General features: G+C 65.5%; 23 protein-coding genes and 3 pseudogenes. 13 read left to right on the top strand and 13 right to left on the bottom strand.

Going from position 1 to position 20,329, the window contains the following annotated elements; translation table 11 throughout:
- Nucleotides 1-13: 13 nt before the first annotated feature.
- From ACUTAF_RS10480 to ACUTAF_RS10455, 6 genes are all read right to left on the bottom strand, one after another.
- Entirely contained in the window at nucleotides 14-523 is a 510-nt protein-coding gene (locus ACUTAF_RS10480; RefSeq protein ID WP_445579893.1) for an HPP family protein, read from the bottom strand.
- Nucleotides 524-533: 10 nt separating this feature from the next.
- Nucleotides 534-767, bottom strand: a complete 234-nt coding sequence (locus ACUTAF_RS10475) for a DUF1272 domain-containing protein (RefSeq protein WP_445579892.1) — start codon at nucleotides 765-767, stop codon at nucleotides 534-536.
- Nucleotides 760-1,779 carry a GlxA family transcriptional regulator gene (locus ACUTAF_RS10470; RefSeq protein ID WP_445579891.1) on the bottom strand — a complete coding sequence of 340 codons (1,020 nt, stop codon included), beginning with the start codon at nucleotides 1,777-1,779 and terminating at the stop codon, nucleotides 760-762. The genes ACUTAF_RS10475 and ACUTAF_RS10470 overlap by 8 nt, the downstream gene beginning before the upstream one ends.
- 117 nt (nucleotides 1,780-1,896) lie before the next feature.
- A complete protein-coding gene (locus ACUTAF_RS10465) occupies nucleotides 1,897-2,166 on the bottom strand; it encodes a hypothetical protein (RefSeq protein ID WP_445579890.1) in 270 nt (89 codons plus the stop codon).
- A 250-nt stretch (nucleotides 2,167-2,416) separates the two neighbouring features.
- Complete coding sequence (locus tag ACUTAF_RS10460) at nucleotides 2,417-3,553, bottom strand: catalase family protein (protein ID WP_445579889.1); 1,137 nt, start codon at nucleotides 3,551-3,553, stop codon at nucleotides 2,417-2,419.
- Nucleotides 3,554-3,598: 45 nt separating this feature from the next.
- A complete protein-coding gene (locus ACUTAF_RS10455; protein WP_445579888.1) occupies nucleotides 3,599-5,476 on the bottom strand; it encodes a di-heme-cytochrome C peroxidase in 1,878 nt (625 codons plus the stop codon).
- Between the two features lie 228 nt (nucleotides 5,477-5,704).
- Here ACUTAF_RS10455 and ACUTAF_RS10450 point away from each other — a divergent pair, with 228 nt between their 5' ends.
- Entirely contained in the window at nucleotides 5,705-6,937 is a 1,233-nt protein-coding gene (locus ACUTAF_RS10450; protein WP_445579887.1) for a sigma-54-dependent transcriptional regulator, read from the top strand.
- A 71-nt stretch (nucleotides 6,938-7,008) separates the two neighbouring features.
- A complete protein-coding gene (locus ACUTAF_RS10445) occupies nucleotides 7,009-7,476 on the top strand; it encodes a DUF3429 domain-containing protein (protein ID WP_445579886.1) in 468 nt (155 codons plus the stop codon).
- Here the strand turns inward: ACUTAF_RS10445 and ACUTAF_RS10440 are convergent.
- The 5 genes and pseudogenes from ACUTAF_RS10440 to ACUTAF_RS10420 form a co-directional block, all read right to left on the bottom strand.
- The gene (locus tag ACUTAF_RS10440) at nucleotides 7,444-7,995 is read right to left on the bottom strand and encodes an AAA family ATPase (RefSeq protein ID WP_445579885.1); all 552 of its coding nucleotides are present in this window, start codon (nucleotides 7,993-7,995) and stop codon (nucleotides 7,444-7,446) included. The genes ACUTAF_RS10445 and ACUTAF_RS10440 overlap by 33 nt on opposite strands.
- Nucleotides 7,995-8,561 (bottom strand): nicotinamide riboside transporter PnuC, encoded by a 567-nt coding sequence (gene pnuC, locus ACUTAF_RS10435; RefSeq protein ID WP_445579884.1) that lies wholly within the window; start codon nucleotides 8,559-8,561, stop codon nucleotides 7,995-7,997. The genes ACUTAF_RS10440 and pnuC overlap by 1 nt, the downstream gene beginning before the upstream one ends.
- A 47-nt stretch (nucleotides 8,562-8,608) precedes the next feature.
- Nucleotides 8,609-9,223, bottom strand: coding sequence for a hypothetical protein (locus tag ACUTAF_RS10430; protein ID WP_445579883.1), 615 nt, complete (start codon nucleotides 9,221-9,223; stop codon nucleotides 8,609-8,611).
- Between the two features lie 7 nt (nucleotides 9,224-9,230).
- A complete protein-coding gene (locus ACUTAF_RS10425) occupies nucleotides 9,231-9,965 on the bottom strand; it encodes a methyl-accepting chemotaxis protein (RefSeq protein ID WP_445582429.1) in 735 nt (244 codons plus the stop codon).
- 123 nt (nucleotides 9,966-10,088) lie between these two features.
- Nucleotides 10,089-10,775 (bottom strand): annotated as a pseudogene (locus tag ACUTAF_RS10420) (cache domain-containing protein); the annotation flags it as partial.
- Nucleotides 10,776-11,095: 320 nt separating this feature from the next.
- On the opposite strand from ACUTAF_RS10420, the gene ACUTAF_RS10415 reads away from it, so the two are divergent.
- Together ACUTAF_RS10415 and ACUTAF_RS10410 are read left to right on the top strand one after the other, a co-directional pair.
- Entirely contained in the window at nucleotides 11,096-11,926 is an 831-nt protein-coding gene (locus ACUTAF_RS10415; RefSeq protein WP_445579882.1) for an undecaprenyl-diphosphate phosphatase, read from the top strand.
- Complete coding sequence (locus tag ACUTAF_RS10410; protein ID WP_445579881.1) at nucleotides 11,923-12,621, top strand: DUF1294 domain-containing protein; 699 nt, start codon at nucleotides 11,923-11,925, stop codon at nucleotides 12,619-12,621. The genes ACUTAF_RS10415 and ACUTAF_RS10410 overlap by 4 nt, the downstream gene beginning before the upstream one ends.
- On the opposite strand, the gene ACUTAF_RS10405 is transcribed toward ACUTAF_RS10410, so the two are convergent.
- Nucleotides 12,601-12,960, bottom strand: a complete 360-nt coding sequence (locus ACUTAF_RS10405; protein ID WP_445579880.1) for an MmcQ/YjbR family DNA-binding protein — start codon at nucleotides 12,958-12,960, stop codon at nucleotides 12,601-12,603. The two genes, ACUTAF_RS10410 and ACUTAF_RS10405, sit on opposite strands and share 21 nt — an antisense overlap.
- A gap of 68 nt (nucleotides 12,961-13,028) precedes the next feature.
- Here ACUTAF_RS10405 and ACUTAF_RS10400 point away from each other — a divergent pair, with 68 nt between their 5' ends.
- The 4 genes and pseudogenes from ACUTAF_RS10400 to ACUTAF_RS10385 all read left to right on the top strand — a co-directional run bounded on the left by ACUTAF_RS10400 (nucleotide 13,029) and on the right by ACUTAF_RS10385 (nucleotide 15,035).
- Nucleotides 13,029-13,535: a DUF1993 domain-containing protein gene (locus ACUTAF_RS10400; RefSeq protein ID WP_445579879.1), complete on the top strand. Its 507-nt coding sequence runs from the start codon at nucleotides 13,029-13,031 to the stop codon at nucleotides 13,533-13,535.
- A gap of 44 nt (nucleotides 13,536-13,579) precedes the next feature.
- Nucleotides 13,580-13,719, top strand: a pseudogene (locus tag ACUTAF_RS10395) (ISL3 family transposase); the annotation flags it as partial.
- 192 nt (nucleotides 13,720-13,911) lie between these two features.
- Nucleotides 13,912-14,646 (top strand): DUF599 domain-containing protein, encoded by a 735-nt coding sequence (locus tag ACUTAF_RS10390; RefSeq protein ID WP_445579878.1) that lies wholly within the window; start codon nucleotides 13,912-13,914, stop codon nucleotides 14,644-14,646.
- Nucleotides 14,643-15,035, top strand: coding sequence for an MAPEG family protein (locus ACUTAF_RS10385; RefSeq protein ID WP_445579877.1), 393 nt, complete (start codon nucleotides 14,643-14,645; stop codon nucleotides 15,033-15,035). Before ACUTAF_RS10390 ends, ACUTAF_RS10385 begins: the two co-directional genes overlap by 4 nt.
- A gap of 44 nt (nucleotides 15,036-15,079) precedes the next feature.
- On the opposite strand, the gene ACUTAF_RS10380 is transcribed toward ACUTAF_RS10385, so the two are convergent.
- Nucleotides 15,080-15,370, bottom strand: coding sequence for a hypothetical protein (locus ACUTAF_RS10380; protein WP_445579876.1), 291 nt, complete (start codon nucleotides 15,368-15,370; stop codon nucleotides 15,080-15,082).
- A 172-nt stretch (nucleotides 15,371-15,542) separates the two neighbouring features.
- Here ACUTAF_RS10380 and ACUTAF_RS10375 point away from each other — a divergent pair, with 172 nt between their 5' ends.
- From ACUTAF_RS10375 to ACUTAF_RS10355, 5 genes and pseudogenes are all read left to right on the top strand, one after another.
- Nucleotides 15,543-16,022 (top strand): PaaI family thioesterase, encoded by a 480-nt coding sequence (locus ACUTAF_RS10375; RefSeq protein WP_445579875.1) that lies wholly within the window; start codon nucleotides 15,543-15,545, stop codon nucleotides 16,020-16,022.
- Nucleotides 16,019-16,465, top strand: coding sequence for a PaaI family thioesterase (locus ACUTAF_RS10370; protein ID WP_445579874.1), 447 nt, complete (start codon nucleotides 16,019-16,021; stop codon nucleotides 16,463-16,465). Before ACUTAF_RS10375 ends, ACUTAF_RS10370 begins: the two co-directional genes overlap by 4 nt.
- A gap of 52 nt (nucleotides 16,466-16,517) precedes the next feature.
- Nucleotides 16,518-17,765, top strand: coding sequence for an MFS transporter (locus ACUTAF_RS10365; RefSeq protein WP_445579873.1), 1,248 nt, complete (start codon nucleotides 16,518-16,520; stop codon nucleotides 17,763-17,765).
- A 140-nt stretch (nucleotides 17,766-17,905) separates the two neighbouring features.
- A complete protein-coding gene (gene htpG / locus ACUTAF_RS10360; RefSeq protein ID WP_445579872.1) occupies nucleotides 17,906-19,804 on the top strand; it encodes a molecular chaperone HtpG in 1,899 nt (632 codons plus the stop codon).
- 295 nt (nucleotides 19,805-20,099) lie between these two features.
- Nucleotides 20,100-20,256 (top strand): annotated as a pseudogene (locus tag ACUTAF_RS10355) (transposase); the annotation flags it as partial.
- Nucleotides 20,257-20,329: the final 73 nt, after the last annotated feature.

Raw genomic sequence — 20,329 nt, 5'->3', positions numbered from 1 at the left:
TTCCTCGAGGGGTCTACCAATACTTGGGGTAGCGGCCGGTTCTGGTGGCGTTGTTGTACAGCAGCGCCACTAGGACCAGCACCAGCGCACCGATCAGCGAGGGGAAGAGCAGGAATCCCCAGCCCGGCTGGGCGAGAAAGATGATCACCGGGTTCGAACCGGCCGGCGGATGGACGCTGCGGGTCAGCATCATCAGGGCGATCGCACTGCCCACCGCCAGAGACAGTGACCACCACTGCGGCCCGACTCCGTGCAGGAACAGCAGGCCGACCAGGCTGCTCAGCAGGTGTCCGAGCAGGACGTTGCGCGGTTGCGAGAACGGCAGGTCGGGAAAACCGAACACCAGCACGCAGGAGGCGCCGAACGAGCCCAGCAGCAGGCTGATGGACAACAGGTCGCCGGCATTGGCGACACCGGCGATCGCCAGCACCCCGCCCAGCCAGGCGAGCCCGGCCTGCTTGAGCGTTGGGCGTGGCGGCAAGGCGATGGCGTCGCCCTGGAGTTTGCGCAGAAAGGTCAGCATGGTGGGTTCCTCAGGAGCGGGGTTTGAAGATTCGATCGCCGGAGGCGGGGAAGCGCTCGAGCTTGTCGGCCGGGCGAGGTGGACGACGCAATAGCTCGCCGCCGCAGTTGGGGCAGCGCAACGCCAGCTTGTCCTCGGCACAACTGCGGCAGAAGGTGCATTCGAAGGAGCAGATCAGCGCATCGACGCTGTCCGGCGGCAGGTCGCGATCGCAGCATTCGCAATTGGGGCGCAGTTCAAGCATGGGCGTTCTCCTGGTGCTGGCCGAAACGTTGCAGGTAGTCCTGCGGGCTGATGGCCAGGTGCTTGTGAAAGCTGCGGCGCAGGTTTTCTGCGTGGCCGAAGCCGGTCAGGCGCGCCACCGTGGCGATCGAGGCCTGAGCGTCCTGCAGCAGGGTGCGGGCCGCCTCCAGGCGTACTCGTTCGACGTAGCGCCCGGGCCCCATGCCCAGTTCCTGGACGAACACGCGCGACAGGGTGCGCGGCGTCATATGCGCCTGTTCGGCGAGGCGCTGCAGCGACAGGTCGCTGCCGAGGTGGGCGGGGATCCATTCGAGCAGGGCCGCTAGGCGCGGCACGCGGCTCGGTTCCGGGCTGAGCAGGGCGCTGAACTGCGCTTGGCCACCGGGGCGGCGCAGGAACATCACCAGGCGGCGGGCGACCGCCAGGGCCATGGCCCGTCCCAGATCGGCCTCCACCAGCGCCAGGGCCAGATCGATGCCGGCGGTGACCCCGGCCGAGGTGAAGATGTGCGCGGCGCCGCCGCGGTCGTGCGGGTCGTAGGTGTGCAGGCAGTCGGCTAGCACCTCGACCTGGGGATGGCCCCGGCGCAGGGTGTCCACGTCGGCCCAGTGGGTGGTGGCGCGGCGGCCGTCGAGCAGGCCGGCGGCGGCCAGGATCAACGCCCCCGAGCAGACCGAGCCGAGCCGCCGCAGCTGCGGTTCGACGCCGCGCAGCCAGGCCAGCAGCGCCGGGTTGCGACATTGCGCCGCTTCGCCCAGGCCGCCCGGGATCAGCAGGGTGTCGATCCGCGCGGCGTCGCTATCGCGCCAGGCCTGGTCGGCGATCAGCTGGATACCGGCGGAGGTACTGACGGGGCCGGCTTGTTCGGCCAGCAGGCAGATGCGATAGCAGGGGGCAAAGCCCTGGCGCTGACGTTCGACGTTGGCCGAGGCGAACACCTGCAGCGGGCCGGTGACGTCCAGGCTCATAACCTCGGGGTAGATCAGGCAGGCGATGGTTCTGAGCGCATCCATAAGGGCCTCCAGGGGGATGGGAGGCAGTCTGCGCCGGGACGATCATGGCAACAAGGACAATAAGCCCACGGATATTGCCAAAAATTTAGGGGGCGCCGGACGGCGCCCCGAGCGGATTTACTCCGGCATGCTCCAGGGCGCCAGATCGAAGCCTTGGCGGCGCAGCTCCTCGCGGGAGCGCTGCAGGGCGTCGGCCAGTTGCTGCGGGTCGCTGTAGGTGGTGCTGGACAGCTGGGTGCGGCCGAGCAGGCGGGTACTGGTGCGGTCGATGACGCTGATGCTGACGACGCCGGTACCGTCCTGCGGGGTCCAGGCCACGCACTGGAACGGGCGGAAGGCGCGATCGGCGATCAGCAAGGCTTCGTTGAAACGCAGCGGGGTGTTCATGGGGTCGGTCTCTCCGGGTTGATCCCAGCAATAATGGCGGCCGTCGGTTTATTAACTTGGCCTGTCAATATTGTTGATGAGCGCAGTCGACCGATAAGTCACAGGGGTGCGAAAAAAGTTTTAACGGACTTCACGAAGTGTCGGGGTCGGAAGTTTCAGCGTCGCGTCGTTTACAACTTTCTGTCGTGAAAGTTCCCCGAGCCTGTTTTCGCCGGGATGGGGCGAGCCCAACAACCACGCCCGTTGCGGCTCAGGGCGTGGCATTGCGTTGATGCCGATAAGCGCTCACTGCTTCATATACCGCTTTACGCAAACGATTGATGCCGCCGAGTGGTCGATGTTCGGGCAGGGCATGCCAGGGGTTGAAGGACAGATTGTCGCAGAACAGATTCTGTTCGCGACTATCGAAGTCCTGCGCCGGCACGTTGATACGCGCCACGCTTTCGAACGGCGCTATCTTCTCGCTCCATTCCACGCTGGGGTCTTCCAGGGGCATGTAGTGCCTCGGGTCCTGCCGTTGCACCTGCAGCTCGAAGCAGGCAGGCACGCGGTCCAGCGACAGTTGGCGATAGAGCGCGTTGCGCAGGAAGTTGGGCAGGTCGGTGTTTTGTTCCGGCAGTTGGTAGGGCGGGCAGTGCTGCGGCGCCGGCACCACTCGATACTTGATGTTGTGCGGGCCGAGCTTGAACGGCGCGATGGAGTTGTAGGTGGTCGCCAGCGGGGTTTGCGGGGCCGGAGCGAGCGTCTTCAGGGCGATGATCAGGTGGCGGATCTCCCAGCTGCGCGGATCCCAGTCGGGAAAGAACGCCAGGGCCTTCTTGCCGTCGGCCTGGGCGGCGAAGTTGCTGCGGTACTCGGCCACGTCGCGGACGAAGAATACCGGGTGGTTGAACATCACGAAGTCCTGCTCGCCGGCATGCTCGGGGCTCTTCATCAGCTTGTCGCCGGGCACCTCGAGCAGCTTGATGGCCATGCCGCGGGCGTCGCGGGCGCGGTCGAACTGGGGGTAGGCGTTGCCGTTGGACAGGCGCATCCAGGCCTGCCAGCGGTGGCCGGGGTCGCTGAATACCCCGTGGCGCAGCGCCGGCTCCAGGTCGTCCAGCACCTGGACCTCGGCCTTCACGCAGCCATGCGCCTTGGCGTGGGCGTCACGCAGCACCCGGGTGTTGTCGCGGTGCTGCTCGACGATGCGCACGGCGTCTTCGATGATCAAACGGCTCAGTGCCGCCTCGTCGGCCGGGATCTCTTCCTCGCGGGCGACCGGGCCGGAGAACTTCCAGGCGTAATAGGCCTCGCCCAGAGCCCAGCCGGCCAGGCCGAGCAGCACGAGGATCAGCAGCAGCCTGCCGAGCAGGCGACCGAGCCAGAGCCAGAGTCTTTTCAGCATGAGGTGGCAATCCTTGTTGTTTCGTCATGTCCCGATGAACAGCGTTCAGCCTTCGCAGCTGGGCCCTGGCGTCCAGGCCTTGGCCGGCACATTGGTAAGCTGGCCTTCCAGCTCGGCGTTGCCGAGCACTTTCAGGTACTCGATCAGCGCCAGGCGTTCGTCCGGCGCCAGGGCGCGACCGATCACTCCCTGCTGGCGACAGCCGTCGCGAAATTCATGGCCGCCGTTGCCGTTGCCGGTAACGGCGGTGTCGAACAGGAAGCCTCCTGCGAAAGGCTCGCTGCGGTAGCCGACGCGGACCGGGTCGTACTCGAAGTTGCCGACCCAGAACCGGCTTTGGCGCTCGTGGGCCGGCGACAGCAGTTCGAACAGGTTGGCCACCGAGCCGTTGTGCAGGAAGGGCGGCGTGGCCCAGATGCCGTCCAGCGGACGTGCCTTGTAGCCGCGCTTCTCCTGCACGCCGATGGACAGCCCGTAGCCGTCCATGCGCCAGCGCTGGCGGGGCGAGATGCCGGCGTCGCGATAGGCGCGGTTCTCCACGTAAGCGGTGATATAGGCCAGGCCCTTGGCGCTGGAGATACTCTTGAAGTCGAGTTCGTCGAGGCTGGCGCCGAACAGCTGCACGTCCAGGCGCGACAGCTCGGCCCTGGTCCAGCCCAGGCGGCTGATATCGAAGCGGTGGTCGGCGATGTTGTTCGCGGTGGTCGGGTCGGTGCCGATGATCGAGACCGGCACGATGCGCATCTTCCATTCCGGATCGCGCGCCGGCGCCAGGCGTTGCTCGCGCGGCTTCGGATCGGGGGCGTGGCAGTAGGCGCAGTTCTCGCTGTACAGCGCCTTGCCGCGGCTGGCCAGCGGCAGGTCGATCTTGCCGAAGACGGCTTCCGGCCATTGCGGCGGCTGCAGCATCTTCAGGGTCTCTTCCAGGGTGTAGAGATCGTGCAGGCGCACGCTGGAGGCGTAGCGGTCGGCCTCGGCGACGGCGCGACCCTGCTCGTCGAACAGGTGCAGGGCGGCGCCGACACCCAATGCCTCGCCGACGTTGCGGGCCATCGGCTGCATGGCCGAGCCGTTCCACTGCACCCAGTCGAATTTCCAGATGTCCCACAGGTGCGGGTAGCTCACCGGGGCGTTGGCGATGCGGTAGTTGTCGGCTTCGGCGAGTGCGTCGCCATAGACGCTGTTGGCGATGCGGCCGAACGCATCGGTACGGCCGAAGCCTTCCTCGGTGGGGTAGAGGCCGCGCTGCCAATCGTTCTTGGCCGTGGTCATGAGACGGTCGAGCACCTGCTTGAAATCTTCGCGCAGCTGGTCGCGGCCCTGCGGGTACTCGTCGCCGAGCACCTCGCGGGCGAAGCGGCGGAACTTCAGCGGGTTGTAATAGGTGAACAGCATGCTCATGCCCAGCGCCTGGCCGAAGCCGCCGCCACGCAGGGTAGGCACCGTGGAAGCCAGCGAGTGCAGCGCCGCGCCGCCGTCTATGCGGACCGCCTGGCCCTTGTAGCGCAACTCGCCGGTATGGCAGGCGGCGCAGCTGATATCGAGGAAATGCTCGCCGCTGTCGTCGTCCTGGTGACGGGCGAAGCCCACCGGCAGGTTGCCGGGGTTCAGTTCGCTGGGCTGTTGATCGGGTGCGGTGAGGAAGCCGAAGCGGGAGAGATACTCGGGGCGGGCGAACTTGGCCGTGCCGAACGGCATTTCCAGGGCGGTGAACCAGTCGTAGCGCAGGCCTTTAACCGTGGTGCCCTGGGGGGTGTAGTAGTAGGTCTGGCGCTGCTCGTCGCTCCACTGATCCAGATAATGCAGCTGGCCGGGCTGAGCGTGGATCGGCAAGTTCGGGTTGGCGACGTAATAGAGCACCACTCCCAGGCCGATCAACAGCAGCAACAGGGCAAGTTTCAGGGCACGGCGGAGCAGACGCATTAGAGACTTCCTTGTGGCGTTCTTATTAATGGCCTTGTTATGCCAATCCCATAGGCGATTGGCAAGGTGCCATCGTCTTGCGACTGACTATCCTGCACATAACCAATGGAAGCAAACGATATAAATAAACGTTCCAAGCGGCGTCAAAGTTCTTGCTAGCGTTACATTCAATTACTTCAAATCATTGTTTTTATTGAAGTTACAAAATAATGGCGTCAAGGATGGGAAATGTTGAAAGCCTTATCCGCCCCGTCCTACCCGCTAGTGGTGATCGATCCCTTCGACGAGTGCGCGGGCCTGTTGCCGCGATTGGAGGACGGCGGGTGGAGGCTGCATCGCTGTCGCCTCGGTGAAGCCGGTGACCAGGGCGGCGAGGTGCTGCTGGTCTGCCTGGATGAACGAACCCTGCAGCAGCCGCGGCAACTGCTCGAGCTGTTGCGCTGTCGACGGGCTGGCGGTGTCGCGCTGCTACATGGGCAAAGCCTGGGGCGAAGCGATGTCCGCGATTGGATCGATGAGTGGTTCTGCGCCGTGCATGTCCTGCCGGTGGATACCGATGCGCTGCTCGAATCGCTGGCCTGCGCGCAAACGGTCACCCGCCTGCAGGACGAGTGCGCCGCCCCGCAACTGCTCGGCACCAGCGACCCAACCCGCGCCTTGCGAAAGCAGCTGGAGCGCTACGCCGGACTGAGTTGCCCGCTGTTGCTCAGCGGCGAACGCGGCAGCGGCAAATCCCTGCTGGCGCAGCTGCTGCACGAGCGTTCGCCGCGCGCCAGCCGCCCTCTGCTGCGATTCGATTGCGCCGCACAAGCCGCCGAGCAGCTGGAGGCCGGGCTGTCCGCCAGTCTGGCGGCGACTGCGTCCGGCAGCCTGATGCTGGAGGGGGTGGTCGCGCTTGCAGACGATGCACAGCGCCGGTTGCTGCAGCGCCTGCAGGTGCAGCCGGCGCCGCGCCTGCTGACCCTCAGCCGCGGCGAACTGGAGGAGGCGGTGCGCCAGGGCAGGGTGCGTGAGGACCTGTACCGTAAATTGGCCGGGCAGCGCTTGCAGACCACGCCGCTGCGAGACAATCGCGGCGAGCTGGCGCTGCTGGCCGAGCATTTCGCTACGTCCTATGGCGCCCGCCTGGGGCGTCTTCGTCCGGGCTTCAGCGAGGAGGCGATAGCGGCCATGGACGGGCATCATTGGCCGGGCAACGTGCGCGAACTGCGCCACCGCATCGCGCGCGGCGTGACGCTGGCGCAGGGGCGGCAGATTCTCGCGCGCGACCTCGGCCTGGAGCCGCGCCAGGCAACAGACGGCCACGGCGTAACCCTGGCGGATTACATCCTGCGCGCGGAACGCCAGGCACTCGACGATGTGCTCGCCCGCTACTCCAGCAATATGACCCACGCGGCGCGCAGCCTGGGCATTTCCCGCCCCACTTTCTATCGGTTGCTGCACAAGCACCGCCTGCGCTGACCCGGCGCGGCTGTATCGCCAGCGAAACACTGCTAAGGTGCTCGGCGCACCGTATCGCCAAGGAGATCACCATGCACCCGTTCGATGCCGAGAAACCCCCGCAACTGGCCATCTTGCTGGGCTACGCCGGGCTGGTGCCCTTCGTCAGCGGGGCGGTGGGCATCTGGGTGATCCCGCTGGGCTGGCGCCCCTTCGTGTTGTCTGCGCTGCTGGATTTCGCCGCGGTCATCCTCGCCTTCATGGGCGCGATCCATTGGGGGCTGGCGATGCGCGCCGAGGAGACCGACGAGAACGCGCAGCTGCAGCTGGGGTTGTCGGTAATTCCGCCTCTGCTCGGCTGGGCCGCCCTGGCCAGCGGTCTGCCCATGGCGCTGGCGCTGCCGATCTTCCTGCTGGCCTTTATCGGCCTGTATCTGGCGGACCTGCATGCGGTCAAGGTGGGCCTGGCGCCGCAGTGGTATCCGGCGCTGCGCACGCCGCTGACCCTGGTGGTCTGCGCCAGCCTGCTACTGGCCTGGGCCAGCGTGCTGATCCGCTGAACCCAGCAGTGTCTCGACCTGCGCCAGCGCGGCCTGGCGGCGCCGCGGCCAATCGCCGGACAGCTCGCGAAATGGCCGCTGGTTGTCCGCCAGCCATTGCCGGCAGGCGCGGTGGAAGGCCAGGCGCTCGGCCAGCTGCGGCTGGCAGCGCTGGCCGTCGGCGACCCAGGGCATGCCCTGCGGGTCGAGCAGCAGATGCAGGTCGTAATGACGGCCGCGCAGCTCGGTTTCCAACCAGTCAGGACAGTCGTCGAACAGGCAACGACTCCACAGCATATTGCTCAGCAGGTGGGTGTCGAGGATCAGCAGCGCCGGCCGCGCGGCGCGCCCGGCATCTTCCCAGGCCAACTGGCCGCGGGCGATGGCGGGAATGTCGGCGTAGCAGGTGTCGCGCCGCTCCCGCTCGATGAAATGACGCACGTACTCGCCGACCACGATGCCGCCGAAGTGCGTGCGTATCTCCTCCGCCAGGGCGCTCTTACCGCTGGACTCCGGGCCGGTCAGTACCAGCACCCGCATCAGTCGAGCGCCAGGGCCGGTGCGCGGCGCCAGCTCAGCCAGCCGCTGATGGCCAGCAGGGTGAACGCCGCATAGAGCGCGGCCGTCAGGTACAGCCCGCCGTGCAGGAAGAAGGCGACGTAACACAGGTCCACCACCACCCACAGCGCCCAGCACTGCAGGCGTTTCTGCGCCATCCACAGCTGGGCGACCAGGCTGAAGGCGGTGAGGGTGGCGTCGAGCCAGGGCGCGCTGGCATCGGTATGGGTTGCCATCAAGTAGCCGAGCAGCAGGGCGCCGCCTGCGCCCATCGCCAGGCCGGCAGCGAGGCCGAGCGCGTCGAGCTGGCTGACCGTGCGACCGTCGCGGCGCTCGCCGCCGCGGGTCCATTGCCACCAGCCGTACAACTGCAGGCCGGCGAACAGCACCTGCAGCAGCAGGCTGGAGTACAGCTGCCAGTCGAAGAATAGCCAGGCGTACAGCAAGACCATGACCAGGCCGATAGGCCAGCACCAGGGGTTCTGTCGCACCGTGAGCCAGACCGCGGCGATGCCGAGGCCGGAGGCGACGAGTTCGAGCCAGGACATCCGGCATCCTCAGGAAAAAAGGGGCAATTGTAGCGATCCGGAGGCCTTCAGCACACCAGGGTGTCGGCCAGGCGATAGAGCATCAGCAGCTTGCGGGTAATGGTCTGCTGGATATCGTCGCGCTCGAAGTTGGACAGGCGCGGCAGGCGTGCCAGTTGCAGGCGGTGCAGGTGGATATAGGGCATCTGCTGGTCGAACTCGCGTAGGTCGCCCTTCATCATGACCGGCAGGAACAAGTCGCCGATCTTCTTCTGGTTGCTGATGATCTGCGCCAGCGCCGGCTTGAAGGCCATGGTCTTGGGCGCCGGGCCGCCGTCCTTGAGCTGGGTGCTGAGCAGCAGGCCGGGCTTGCCCAGCACCTGGCCCGGCAGCACGCACAGGCCGGTCTTGCGAATGGCCTGGCTGTCGATGCCGTGCAGGGTGTCGTGGAAGGCATAGGGATTGGGCAGCACCACCATCTTGCGGCCGCGGTCGGTGGGGAAGTGCAGGCTGTAGTTGGTGTACAGCTGGCCCACCGACTCGGAATAGACGCACAGACGGTTCTCGAACAGCTTGACGAAGCGCTCGGCCAGCTCGCGGCGAGCCATGAGGTCCAGATCCCAGATCAGGTCCTGATTCTGCGGCCGGCTGAAGTCGACTTCCTGATGTTCCATGCTGCTCATCGTGGCCTCATACGCGGAACTGTCCAAGCAGGCGGCTTAGCTGGTCGGCCAGCTGCCTCAGGTGCTGACTGGCGGCGCTCGATTGCTCCGCGGCCTCGGCGGTGTTGTGCGCGAGGCTGGCAGTCTGGGTGACGTTCTGGTTGATGTCTTCGACCACGTGCGATTGCTCCAGGGTGGCGCTGGCGATCGAGGCGTTGAGCCCGGTCAGGTTGCGCAGCGATTGTGCGATCTGCGCGAGGCTTTGGCCAGCCTGGCTGGCCTGTTCCACCGTCATTTGCGAAGCGCGGCTGCTTTCGTGAATGACCTTGACCGCCGCTTCCGAGTTGTCCTGCAGTCGCTCGATCATGCCCTGGATTTCCGCGGTGGACTGTTGCGTGCGCTGCGCCAGCAGACGCACCTCGTCGGCCACCACGGCAAAGCCGCGGCCCTGTTCGCCGGCGCGGGCGGCCTCGATGGCGGCGTTGAGGGCGAGCAGATTGGTCTGCTCGGCGATCGAGCGAATCACCTCCAGCACGCTGCCGATCTGCGTGCTTTCGCTGGCCAGCGCCTGGATCACCGTCACGGCCTTGTCGATGGTGCTCGACAGCTGGTCGATCTGCCGCAGGCTGGCCTCGATGTTCTGCTGGCCCTGGCCGGCCTGCTCCTCTGCGGCATGCACCTCGCCGGAGGCGTGCTCGGCGTTCTTCGCCACGTCCTGCACGCCGTAGGTGACCTGGTTCACCGCCGTGGCCACCAGCTCCATCTGCTGGGCCTGTTGCCTGCTGTGGTGCTGCGCCTCGCTGGAGATGTCGCCCAGCGTACGCGCGGCCTGATCCAGCGAGCCGGCCGAGTCGAGCAACTGGCGGATGACGCCGCGCAACTTGTCGGTGAAGGCGTTGAAATGGCGGGCCAGGGCGGTCAGCTCGTCGTGGCCGTGAGTGTCCAGTTGGCGGGTGAGGTCGCCTTCGCCGCTGGCGATACTGGCCATCGCTTCCACCGCCGCTTGCAAGGGGCGGGCGATACTGCGGGCGATCAGCACCACCTGGGCGGTGAGCAGGACGGCGATCAGCAGACCGATGCCCAGGGTCTTGAGCGCCTGGGCCTTGAATTCGGCCTGGACGTCGTCGACGTACACGCCGGAGCCGATGATCCAGCCCCAGGGCTGGAACAGCTCGACGTAGGAAATCTTCGGCACCGGCTCGCTGGCGCCCGGCTTGGGCCAGCGGTAGTCGATCTGGCCGGCGCCCTGGCTGCGGGTCAGAGCCACCATCTCGTTGAACAGCGCCTTGCCGTCCGGATCCTTGAAGCCGGAGAGGTTCTGCCCCTCCAGCTTGGGATTGATCGGGTGCATGATCATCATGGGGGTCTGGTCGTTGATCCAGAAATACTCCTGGCCGTCGTAGCGCAGCCCGCGGATCAGCTCCATCGCCTGTTGTTGTGCCTGTTCGCGGTTCAGGCTGCCGGCGCTTTCCAGTCCGTGGTAATGCTTGAGAATGCCGGCCGCGCTCTGCACCAGCTGCTGGGTCTTTTCCGCCTTGCCGGCGTACAGGTCGAGATTGGTCTGGCGCAGCATGTAGGCGCCGAGCAACACCAGGGTCAGGATGGCCAGCGCCAGGATCAGCCACAGGCGACGGCTGATGGGAAGACTACGTAAGCTGTGCATGGGTGAGTTCCCGATTGTTGTTATCGATCGAATGCAGCGAGCGCAGCATTCATTACTCTAGTTGTCTGTTAGCATTTCGGCCGCGCGGCGCCAAACCTGAATGCCGCCGCGCCAGAGCGTCTTTGCCGGGAACCTCGGCCTTGACCGCTTGTCCCAGGCACGACGCAGCGCTTCGACCGCATCTGCCTTTCTACTTGTGCGGCGTTCGCCGCGATTTCCGGGGGAATTCAATGGATATCTGGACGGCCGTGCAGGCCTTGATACTGGGCATAGTGGAAGGGCTGACCGAGTTCCTGCCGATTTCCAGTACCGGACACCAGATCATCGTTGCCGATCTGATCGATTTCGGCGGCGAACGGGCGATAGCTTTCAACATCATCATCCAGCTCGGCGCGATTCTCGCGGTGGTCTGGGAGTATCGGCGCAAGATTCTCGAAGTGGTCGTCGGCCTGCCCAGCGAGGGCACCGCGCAGCGCTTCACCCTCAACCTGGTGGTCGCCGTGCTGCCGGCGGTGGTGCTGGGTGTGGCGTTCGCCGACCTGATCCACCATTACCTGTTCAATCCCATCACCGTGGCCGCCGCCCTGGTGGTGGGCGGGGTCATTATGCTCTGGGCCGAGCGGCGCAAACACCGGGTGCACGCCGAAAGCGTCGACGACATGAGCTGGAAGGATGCGCTGAAGATCGGCTTCGCCCAGTGCCTGGCGATGATCCCGGGCACCTCGCGCTCCGGCGCCACCATCATCGGCGGCCTGCTGTTCGGCCTGTCGCGCAAGGCCGCCACCGAGTTCTCCTTCTTCCTGGCCATGCCGACCATGGTCGCCGCCGCGGTCTACTCGGGCTACAAGTACCGTGACCTGTTCCTGCCAGGCGATCTGCCGGTATTCGCCATTGGCTTCGTTACCTCCTTCATCTTCGCCATGATCGCCGTGCGTGCGTTGCTCAGGTTCATCGCCCATCACAGCTACGCCGCCTTCGCCTGGTACCGCATCGGCTTCGGCCTGCTGATCCTGGCGACCTGGCAGTTCCATCTGATCGACTGGAGCACCGCGCAGGGATGATGGGCAAGGAGCGTTCGGGACGCCTCGCCAGTTGGAACGACGGCAAGGGTTTCGGCTTTATCCAGCCGCAGGGCGGCGGCGTCGAGGTGTTCGCGCATATTTCCGCGATGCGCGGCGAGCGGCGTCCGCAAGTCGGCGACAGCCTGCTCTATGTCGAAGGACGCGACGCCCAAGGGCGCCCGCGCGCCGAGCATATGCGCCTGGCGGGGGCGCCGAGCCTGGACCGGCCGGCGATCCGTCGCCAACCCGGGACGTCGCGCCAGCCTGCGAGGGGGCGGGAGCCGCGCGGCGCGGCTGTCGGCATCCGCAATCCGGGCCTGAAGCTCGCGCTGTTCGCCGCGCTCTGCATGCTGCCGCTACTGGGCGCCTTGCGGTTGTTCGGCGCCGGGTCGCCGTGGCTGCTGCCGCTGTATCTGGGGGCCAGCCTGCTCGGCTTCCTGCTCTACTGGCTGGACAAGCGCAGCGCCCAAATTGGTGGGCGGCGCACCCCGGAAAACTCCTTGCACCTGGTGGAACTGGCTGGCGGCTGGCCTGGTGCGCTGCTGGCCCAGCAGGCCTTGCGACACAAGACGCGCAAGGTCTCCTACCAGACGGTGTTCTGGCTGATCGTCGCCGCTCATCAGGCGTTCTGGTTCGACTGGCTGCTGCTGGATGGCGCCTATATCGCCCGCCAGTTAGCGCTGTTCGTCCAATAGCGGTCCCGGCTGCAGGCGTTTGGGCAGCTTGCGCACCACCAACTGGTGCGAGCGGGTGAGCAGGTCGCGCAGTTCGGCCTCGCCCAGCGGCAGTCGCCGGGCGCTCATGCTGATCCAGTGCGCGCGCGCCAGATAGGGTGCAGGACGGATGCCGGGGCGGTCGACGAAGCCGAGGAACAGATCGCCGTCGACCTTGAATGCGAGGTCTTCGCCGAGAAAATCGAGGATGGCGAACATCTTGTTGCCGGCGACCGAGAACACCCGGTTGCTGCCCCACTTGAGGTCTTCGCGGGCGCCGGGCAGAGCCAGGCAGAAGGCGGCGATCCAGTCGGCTGTCATTTGCTGCTCCTGGGCGGTTGGCAGAGTACTAAGCTGGCAAGTCTATCCACCTACTCCAGGAGCGCACCATGTCGCTGTCCATGTATCACGCCTCGATTCCGGTTTTCCTGCGCATGCTCGGCAACCTCGCGGCCATTCTCGACAAGGCCGAGCAGCATGCGCTCGACCACAAGATCGCTGCCGAGGTGCTGCTGAATGCCCGCCTGGCGCCGGACATGTACCCGCTGACCCGCCAGGTGCAGGTCGCCAGCGACGCGGTCAAGGGCTGTGCGGCGCGCCTGGCGGGGATCGAGGTGCCCAGCTTCGCCGATACCGAGAGCAGCTTCGCCGAGCTGCAGGCGCGTATCGGCAAGACCTGCGAATTCCTGCGCAGCGTCGCCCCGGAGCAGCTGGACGGTAGCGAGGGGCGCGCCGTCAGCCTCAGTTTCCCCGGACTGGAGCTGAAGTTCGGCGGCCAGGACTACCTGCTCAACTTCGTTCTGCCCAACTTCTATTTCCATCTCAGCATCGCCTACGCCATCTTGCGTCATAACGGCGTGCCGCTGGGCAAGATGGATTATCTCGGCCACCCCTGACGCGTCGTATATCTACAGTGGCGGTGCGCCGGCGGGGGGATTACGGCCATCGCTATGCCACGCAGGTCACGGGCGCCGAGCGAACGCGGGGCGTGAGGCGGTCACGGCGAGCGCCGTGAGGCCATTCTTCGAGCTGCTCGGTGAGCGCTGCCGACAGATCGAAGCGGTAGCCATGGACATGAGCATAGGGTCGCCAGCTGATCGACCCTATCTCGAGACCGCTGTTCCCGGGAATACGCGATGCGCCTTACCGGTTGGGGTGAAAACCCAGCGGGCCATCGCGAGCGACGTCAAAAAGCGCTCCAGGCGTTTTTTCGGTTGGGCAATCGCGGCGATGCGCTGGCTATAATCGCCGCCAGTCCTACAAGGAGTTGGCATGCCCATCAGCGATCACTACTTGCCCCATCTTCTGGCCGTGCTCTGGTTCGTCCTCTGCTGGGCCGGCTACACCCGCTATGCGCTGTGGAAGGGCCGCGCCACCCCCTGTCTGGCCAGCGTGTTGCACCTGTATCGGGAAGACTGGATGCGCCGCATGCTGCTGCGCGACAACCGCATCGCCGACGCCAACGTGATCGGCAACCTGGAACGCAATGCGTCGTTCTTCGCCTCCAGCACCCTGATCATCCTCGCCGGCATTCTCACCGTGCTCGGCGCCTCCGACCGCGCGGTGTCGCTGTTGGCCGATCTGCCGTTCGTGCAGCCGGCCAGCCGCGAGCTTTCAGAGGTCAAGCTGCTGTGCCTGGGCGTGGTGTTCGTCTACGCCTTCTTCACCTTCAGTTGGTGCATGCGCCAGTACAATTTCGCCGCGGTGCTGGTGGGCTCGGCGCCGATGGTCGGCGAACGGCATGTCACCGAGCAGGAGCGCAAGGCCTTCGGCGAGCGCACCGCGCGGGTCATCTCGATGGCCGCCAACCAATTCAACCAGGGGCTGCGCGCCTACTATTTCGGCATGGCGACCCTGGCCTGGTTCATCAATCCCTGGTTCTTCATGCTGGTGACCGCCGGCGTGGTGCTGGTGTTGTACCGCCGCGAATTCCACTCGGATGTGCTGCAAGTGATGGTCTACACCCCAACGCCGACCGCCGAAGTGGCCAAGGAGAAGAGCGAATGACTCTGCCGTTCTGGTGCATCTTCATCAGCGCCTTGCTGATCTTCATCGCCAAGGCCCCGGTGGCCAAGGCCATGGCCGAGGAGGGCGGCGGGCGCTATGACAACCGCCACCCGCGAGCCCAGCAGGCACGCCTGACCGGATTCGGCGCGCGCGCCCTGGCTGCCCACCAGAACAGCTTCGAGGCCTTCCCGCTGTTCGCCGTCGGCGTGTTGATGGCCCACGTGACCCAGACCCATGGGGCGCTGGTGGACGTGCTGGCGGTGACCTTCGTGGTCAGTCGGGTGCTGTACCTGCTGTGCTACTGGTACGACCTGCACTGGCAGCGCAGCCTGATCTGGGTGGTCGGCTTGCTGTGCAGTCTGTTGTTGATGCTCAGCCCGGCGCTGTAAAAGAAAAAGGCCCGCATTGGCGGGCCTTTTTCGTTGCTCGGGCCTTACTGGCCTTCGACGGCGTCCTTGGCTTCGTCGCCGGCCTCTTCGATGGCATCGGCGGCGTCTTCGGCGGCGTCCTGAATTTTTTCGCCAGTGGTCGGCTCGGTGCCCATCACTTCGTCAGCTTTCTGTTGGATGGCTTCACCGGTTTCCTTGGCGGCGTCGCCCAGGTTTTCCATGGCTTCAGAGGCTGACTCCTTGGCCGACTCCATCTTGTCTTCCGGGGGCTTCTCGCAGGCGGCGAGACCCAGGGTAGCGGCAAGCAGCAGGGCATAAGTCAGGGGTTTGTTCACGGTCAGCACTCCATGTGTGGAAGTTATAGGCGGCTGGGGTGATCCCATGCGCACCCCGTTGGAGCGAGCGGACGCGCTTAAGTTCCCGGTGCGTCTCGCCGGCCTTGGCCGGGCGGGGCCGCGAGGCGTTATCATGCGCGGCCTTTTCCCGTGATGCAGTAGGGTCGTAGTGATGAGCGAGCAGTCGATTCAGGCGCGGGCGCAGCGGTTTCTCGCCGCCTTGCGTCATTGTCAGGTGCTGGGGATGCGCGTGGAGGCGGCCGACAGCCAGGGACTGACCCTGCGTCTGCCGTACAGCGCACATATAGTCGGCAACCCGGACAGCGGCGTGATCCACGGCGGGGCCATCACCACGCTGATGGACACCACCTGCGGCATCTCCACCGTCTGCGTGCTGCCGGAGTTCGAGATCTGCCCGACCCTGGACCTGCGCATCGACTACATGCACCCGGCCGAACCCGGCAAGGACGTGTTCGGTTTCGCCGAGTGCTACCGGGTCACCCCCAACGTGATCTTCACCCGCGGCTATGCCTACCAGGACGACCCCGGGCAGCCCATCGCGCACGTGGTCGGTGCGTTCATGCGCATGGGCAAGGCCGCACAGGGTGGCGGCGAGCTGAAGCAGAGCATCCAGCAAGGCGGTGCGGCATGAGCGAGCTGAACCTGGAGCAACTGGTGGCGCGCGCCCACCAGCAGAACGACTACGATCCGCTGATCAACCTGATCCCCTACGCCAAGCTGCTCGGCCTCGAATGCCTGCGCCTGGGCGACGACATGGTGTTTCGCCTGCCGGCCAATCGCGACTGCATCGGCAACCCGGTACTGCCGGCGCTGCACGGCGGGGTGATCGCCGGTTTCATGGAGCATGCCGCCATGCTCCATCTGCTGATGTTCATGGGCATTCCACATTTGCCGAAAATCATCGACTTCTCGATAGATTACCTGCGCGCTGGTCATTATCGTGACACCTACGCGCAGTGCCAGGTCTGGCGCCAGGGCCGACGGGTCGCCAACGTGGCGATCACCGCCTGGCAGACCACCCGGACCGAGCCGATCGCCACCGCCCGTGCCCATTTCAAGGTCGACGAGCCTTGAACCACCCGGACGGCCTCGGCAGCGCGTCGCACTGATCACAAGGAATTTCTGGATGGATGCGTTGCTGATAATCGGTGGCCTGCTGTTGATGCTGGCCGGGCTGGTCTGGCTGGTCATGCGGGCGTTCGGCACCAGCCTGCTGTGGGGTTGGGGCAGCCTGATCCCGCTGTTGACGCTGGTCTACGTGCTGCGTCACTGGGGCCGTGCGCGAAGCGCCGTGGCGTTGGTCGGGCTCGGGATGATTCCCCTGGTGGTTGGCTTGACCCTGCTGGCCAGCAAGGATGCCGACCGCCTGGCGGCGATCATCCGTCTCGACTGGCTCAAGCCCGAGGTGCAGGAGCCGCCCGAACTGGCCATCGAACTGCGCGGCCGGCTCAACGGCCAGCCGTTCCGCCCGCAGCAGGGCGAGCTGATCGACGGCGTGCTGAGCCTGCGCGAGGGCCTGGACTTCTTCGCCCAGCGCGAGCTGAACATCCGCCTGCCCCAGCCGGTCAGCGGTGCGGTGCGCGTCGACGTGCTGCCGCAGGACAGCGGCAACCTGCCCGAGGTGGAGCTGAGCTGGCTGCTGCCCGAGCAGGATCTGCCCGAGGCGCGGCGCCTGAGTCGCGGCTATACCCTGCATCTGGACCTGCAGCCGCAGGCGCCCAATCGCCTGGCGGGCGAATTCCACCTGGTGTTGCCGCCACGTTTCAAGACCAGCCTGAGTGGCCGCGTCGAGCTGTACAGCGATCGTCTGCGCTACCGGGGCGCCGAGGTCGATCGCCACTTCGATTCGCGCGACACCATAGCCCACGTGCTGCAGGACTATCTGCAGCGGCGCTTCGCCAGCCGCGACGTGCGCGAGCTGAAGGTGCCGCCGTTCAGCTTCGAGGGCGACAGGCTCCAGCTGCAGGTGGAGGCGCTGATCGACCAGCGTGCCGAGCGCCTGCCGTTGCGCCTGAGCAAGCGCGACCGCCAGGGCTGGACGGTGGAAGGGGATCGATTCCCGCCGCTGCCGGCCGAAACACCGGCGCAGCCGCTGGCGCAGAGCGAGACGCCGCCAGCGGACGAGGGCCTCGCTCGTCCTGCCGACCGTCGCCAGCGCTTCAGCCTGGCGCGGTTGCAGCGTAGCCCCGAGCAGTACCGCAACCTGCGCATGCGTCTGAGCAAGGCCAGCGGCGGTACGGTGGAAGGGCGCTTCGTCGGCGTCGATGTCGACGGCAGCATCCTGCTGCGCCAGCAGATGGGCAGCGGCGGCGGCCAGGCCAGCTTCAGCTTCAAGCCCCAGGAGATCGGCCGTCTGGAGCTGCTCGACCCCTAGCAGGCCGTTGATGACCCAGGCGAAGACTGCATGGTGGTTTTTCAATGGCCTGCTAAGCCCTTGAAATCCATCGAGCTGCCCCCATCTGCAGGACATCCGCCGCGCGAGCGGCTTAGTCCTGCATGTGGAGTGAGACGACCATGAGTGTGGAAACTCAAAAAGAGACCCTGGGCTTCCAGACCGAGGTGAAGCAGCTGCTGCACCTGATGATCCATTCGCTGTACTCGAACAAGGAGATCTTTCTCCGCGAGCTGATCTCCAACGCCTCCGACGCCGCCGACAAGCTGCGCTTCGAGGCGCTGGCCAAGCCCGAGCTGCTCGAAGGCGGCGATCCGCTCAAGATCCGTGTCAGCTTCGACAAGGACGCCAAGACCGTTACCCTCGAGGACAACGGCATCGGCATGAGCCGCGAGGAAGTGATCGCACACCTGGGTACCATCGCCAAGTCCGGCACCGCCGACTTCCTCAAGAATCTCTCCGGCGATCAAAAGAAGGACTCGCACCTGATCGGCCAGTTCGGCGTGGGCTTCTATTCGGCCTTCATCGTCGCCGACAAGGTGGACGTGTTCAGCCGTCGTGCAGGCAGTTCCGCCAGCGAGGGCGTGCACTGGTCGTCGCAAGGCGAGGGCGAGTTCGAAGTCGCCACCATCGACAAGGCCGAGCGCGGCACCCGTATCGTCCTGCACCTCAAGAGCGGCGAAGAAGAGTTCGCTGACGGCTGGCGCCTGCGCAATATAGTCAAGAAGTACTCCGACCATATCGCCCTGCCCATCGAGCTGCCGAAAGAGCAGCACGGTGAAGACAAGCCGGCGGAAGTCGAGTGGGAAACCGTCAACCGCGCCAGCGCACTGTGGACCCGTCCGCGCAGCGAGGTCAAGGACGAGGAATACCAGGAGTTCTACAAGCACGTCGCCCACGACTTCGAGAACCCGCTGAGCTGGAGCCACAACAAGGTCGAGGGCAAGCTGGAGTACAGCTCGCTGCTCTACGTGCCGGGCCGTGCGCCGTTCGACCTGTATCACCGCGAAGCACCCAAGGGCCTCAAGCTCTACGTGCAGCGCGTGTTCATCATGGATCAGGCCGACGAGTTCCTGCCGCTTTACCTGCGCTTCATCAAGGGCGTGGTGGACTCCAACGACCTGTCGCTGAACGTCTCGCGTGAAATCCTGCAGAAGGATCCGGTGATCGACTCGATGAAGTCGGCGCTGACCAAGCGCGTGCTGGACATGCTGGAAAAGCTGGCCAAGGACAAGCCGGACGACTACAAGACCTTCTGGAAGGCCTTCGGCCAGGTGCTCAAGGAAGGCCCGGCGGAAGACTTCGCCAACAAGGAGAAGATCGCCGGCCTGCTGCGCTTCGCCTCGACCGCCGGTGAAGGCGACGAGCAATCGGTAGCGCTTGCCGACTACCTGGGCCGGGTCAAGGAAGGCCAGGACAAGATCTACTACCTGACCGGCGAAAGTTTTGCTCAGATCAAGAACAGCCCGCACCTGGAGGTGTTCCGCAAGAAGGGCATCGAGGTGCTGCTGCTGACCGATCGCATCGACGAGTGGCTGATGAGCTACCTGACCGAGTTCGACGGCAAGCAGTTCGTCGACGTCGCCCGTGGCGACCTGGACTTGGGCAAGCTGGACTCGGAAGAGGACAAGAAGGCCCAGGAAGAAATCGCCAAGGCCAAGGAAGGGCTGATCGAGCGCCTGAAAGGCGCACTCGGCGAGCAGGTCGCCGAGGTACGCGTATCGCACCGTTTGACCGATTCGCCGGCGATCCTCGCCATCGGCGAGCAGGACCTGGGTCTGCAGATGCGCCAGATCCTCGAGGCCAGCGGGCAGAAGGTGCCGGAAGCCAAGCCGATCTTCGAGTTCAACCCGGGCCACCCGCTTATCGAGCGCCTGGATGCCGAGGCCGACGAGGACCGCTTCGTCGACCTGTCGCACATCCTCTTCGACCAGGCCGCGCTGGCCGCTGGCGACAGCCTGAAGGACCCGGCAGCCTACGTGCAGCGTCTGAACAAGCTGCTGGTGGAACTCTCGGCCTGAACCGCCGTGCGGGGTGCGAAGGGCCGTTGTGCACGACGCACCCTGTGAATTCAAGTAAAGAGATCAGCCCGCCTCGTGCGGGCTTTTTTATCGGTTCCTCGGGAAGGAGCGAGTTGACTGGCAGGGAAGCGGCTAGATTGGCAGTCGCCAAACGCAGCAACTGCCATACCGCCATCGGCCGCGGTGCATGTGCCCAACGACGTGCTGAAGGAAGTCGGGTACGACCCAGCGCTGGCAACTCTGGCGGACCTGGCTACGGCCTGCTCGTGACAGGGCTCGGCACCGCTACAGCGCTTCTTCCCTCGCCAGCGCCCGTTTGCCAGTGCATACCCGTTTGCTGGAGCGGTGTGGACAACCGTATCAAGGTGATCGAGCGCATGGCCTATGGCTTCCGGGACTCGGACTATTTCTTCCCGATGATCGAGGCCGACTTCCCTGGGAAAGCGCGATGAACCAAAAAAAGCCCCAGGGCTAAGGAGCCAACACCCTGGGGCCGGAGCGACTGGCGGTTGCCGGTCGGGAGAA

The organism is Pseudomonas sp. SP16.1 (genome assembly GCF_052682975.1).
This window is presented reverse-complemented; position numbering and strand designations above follow the sequence as displayed.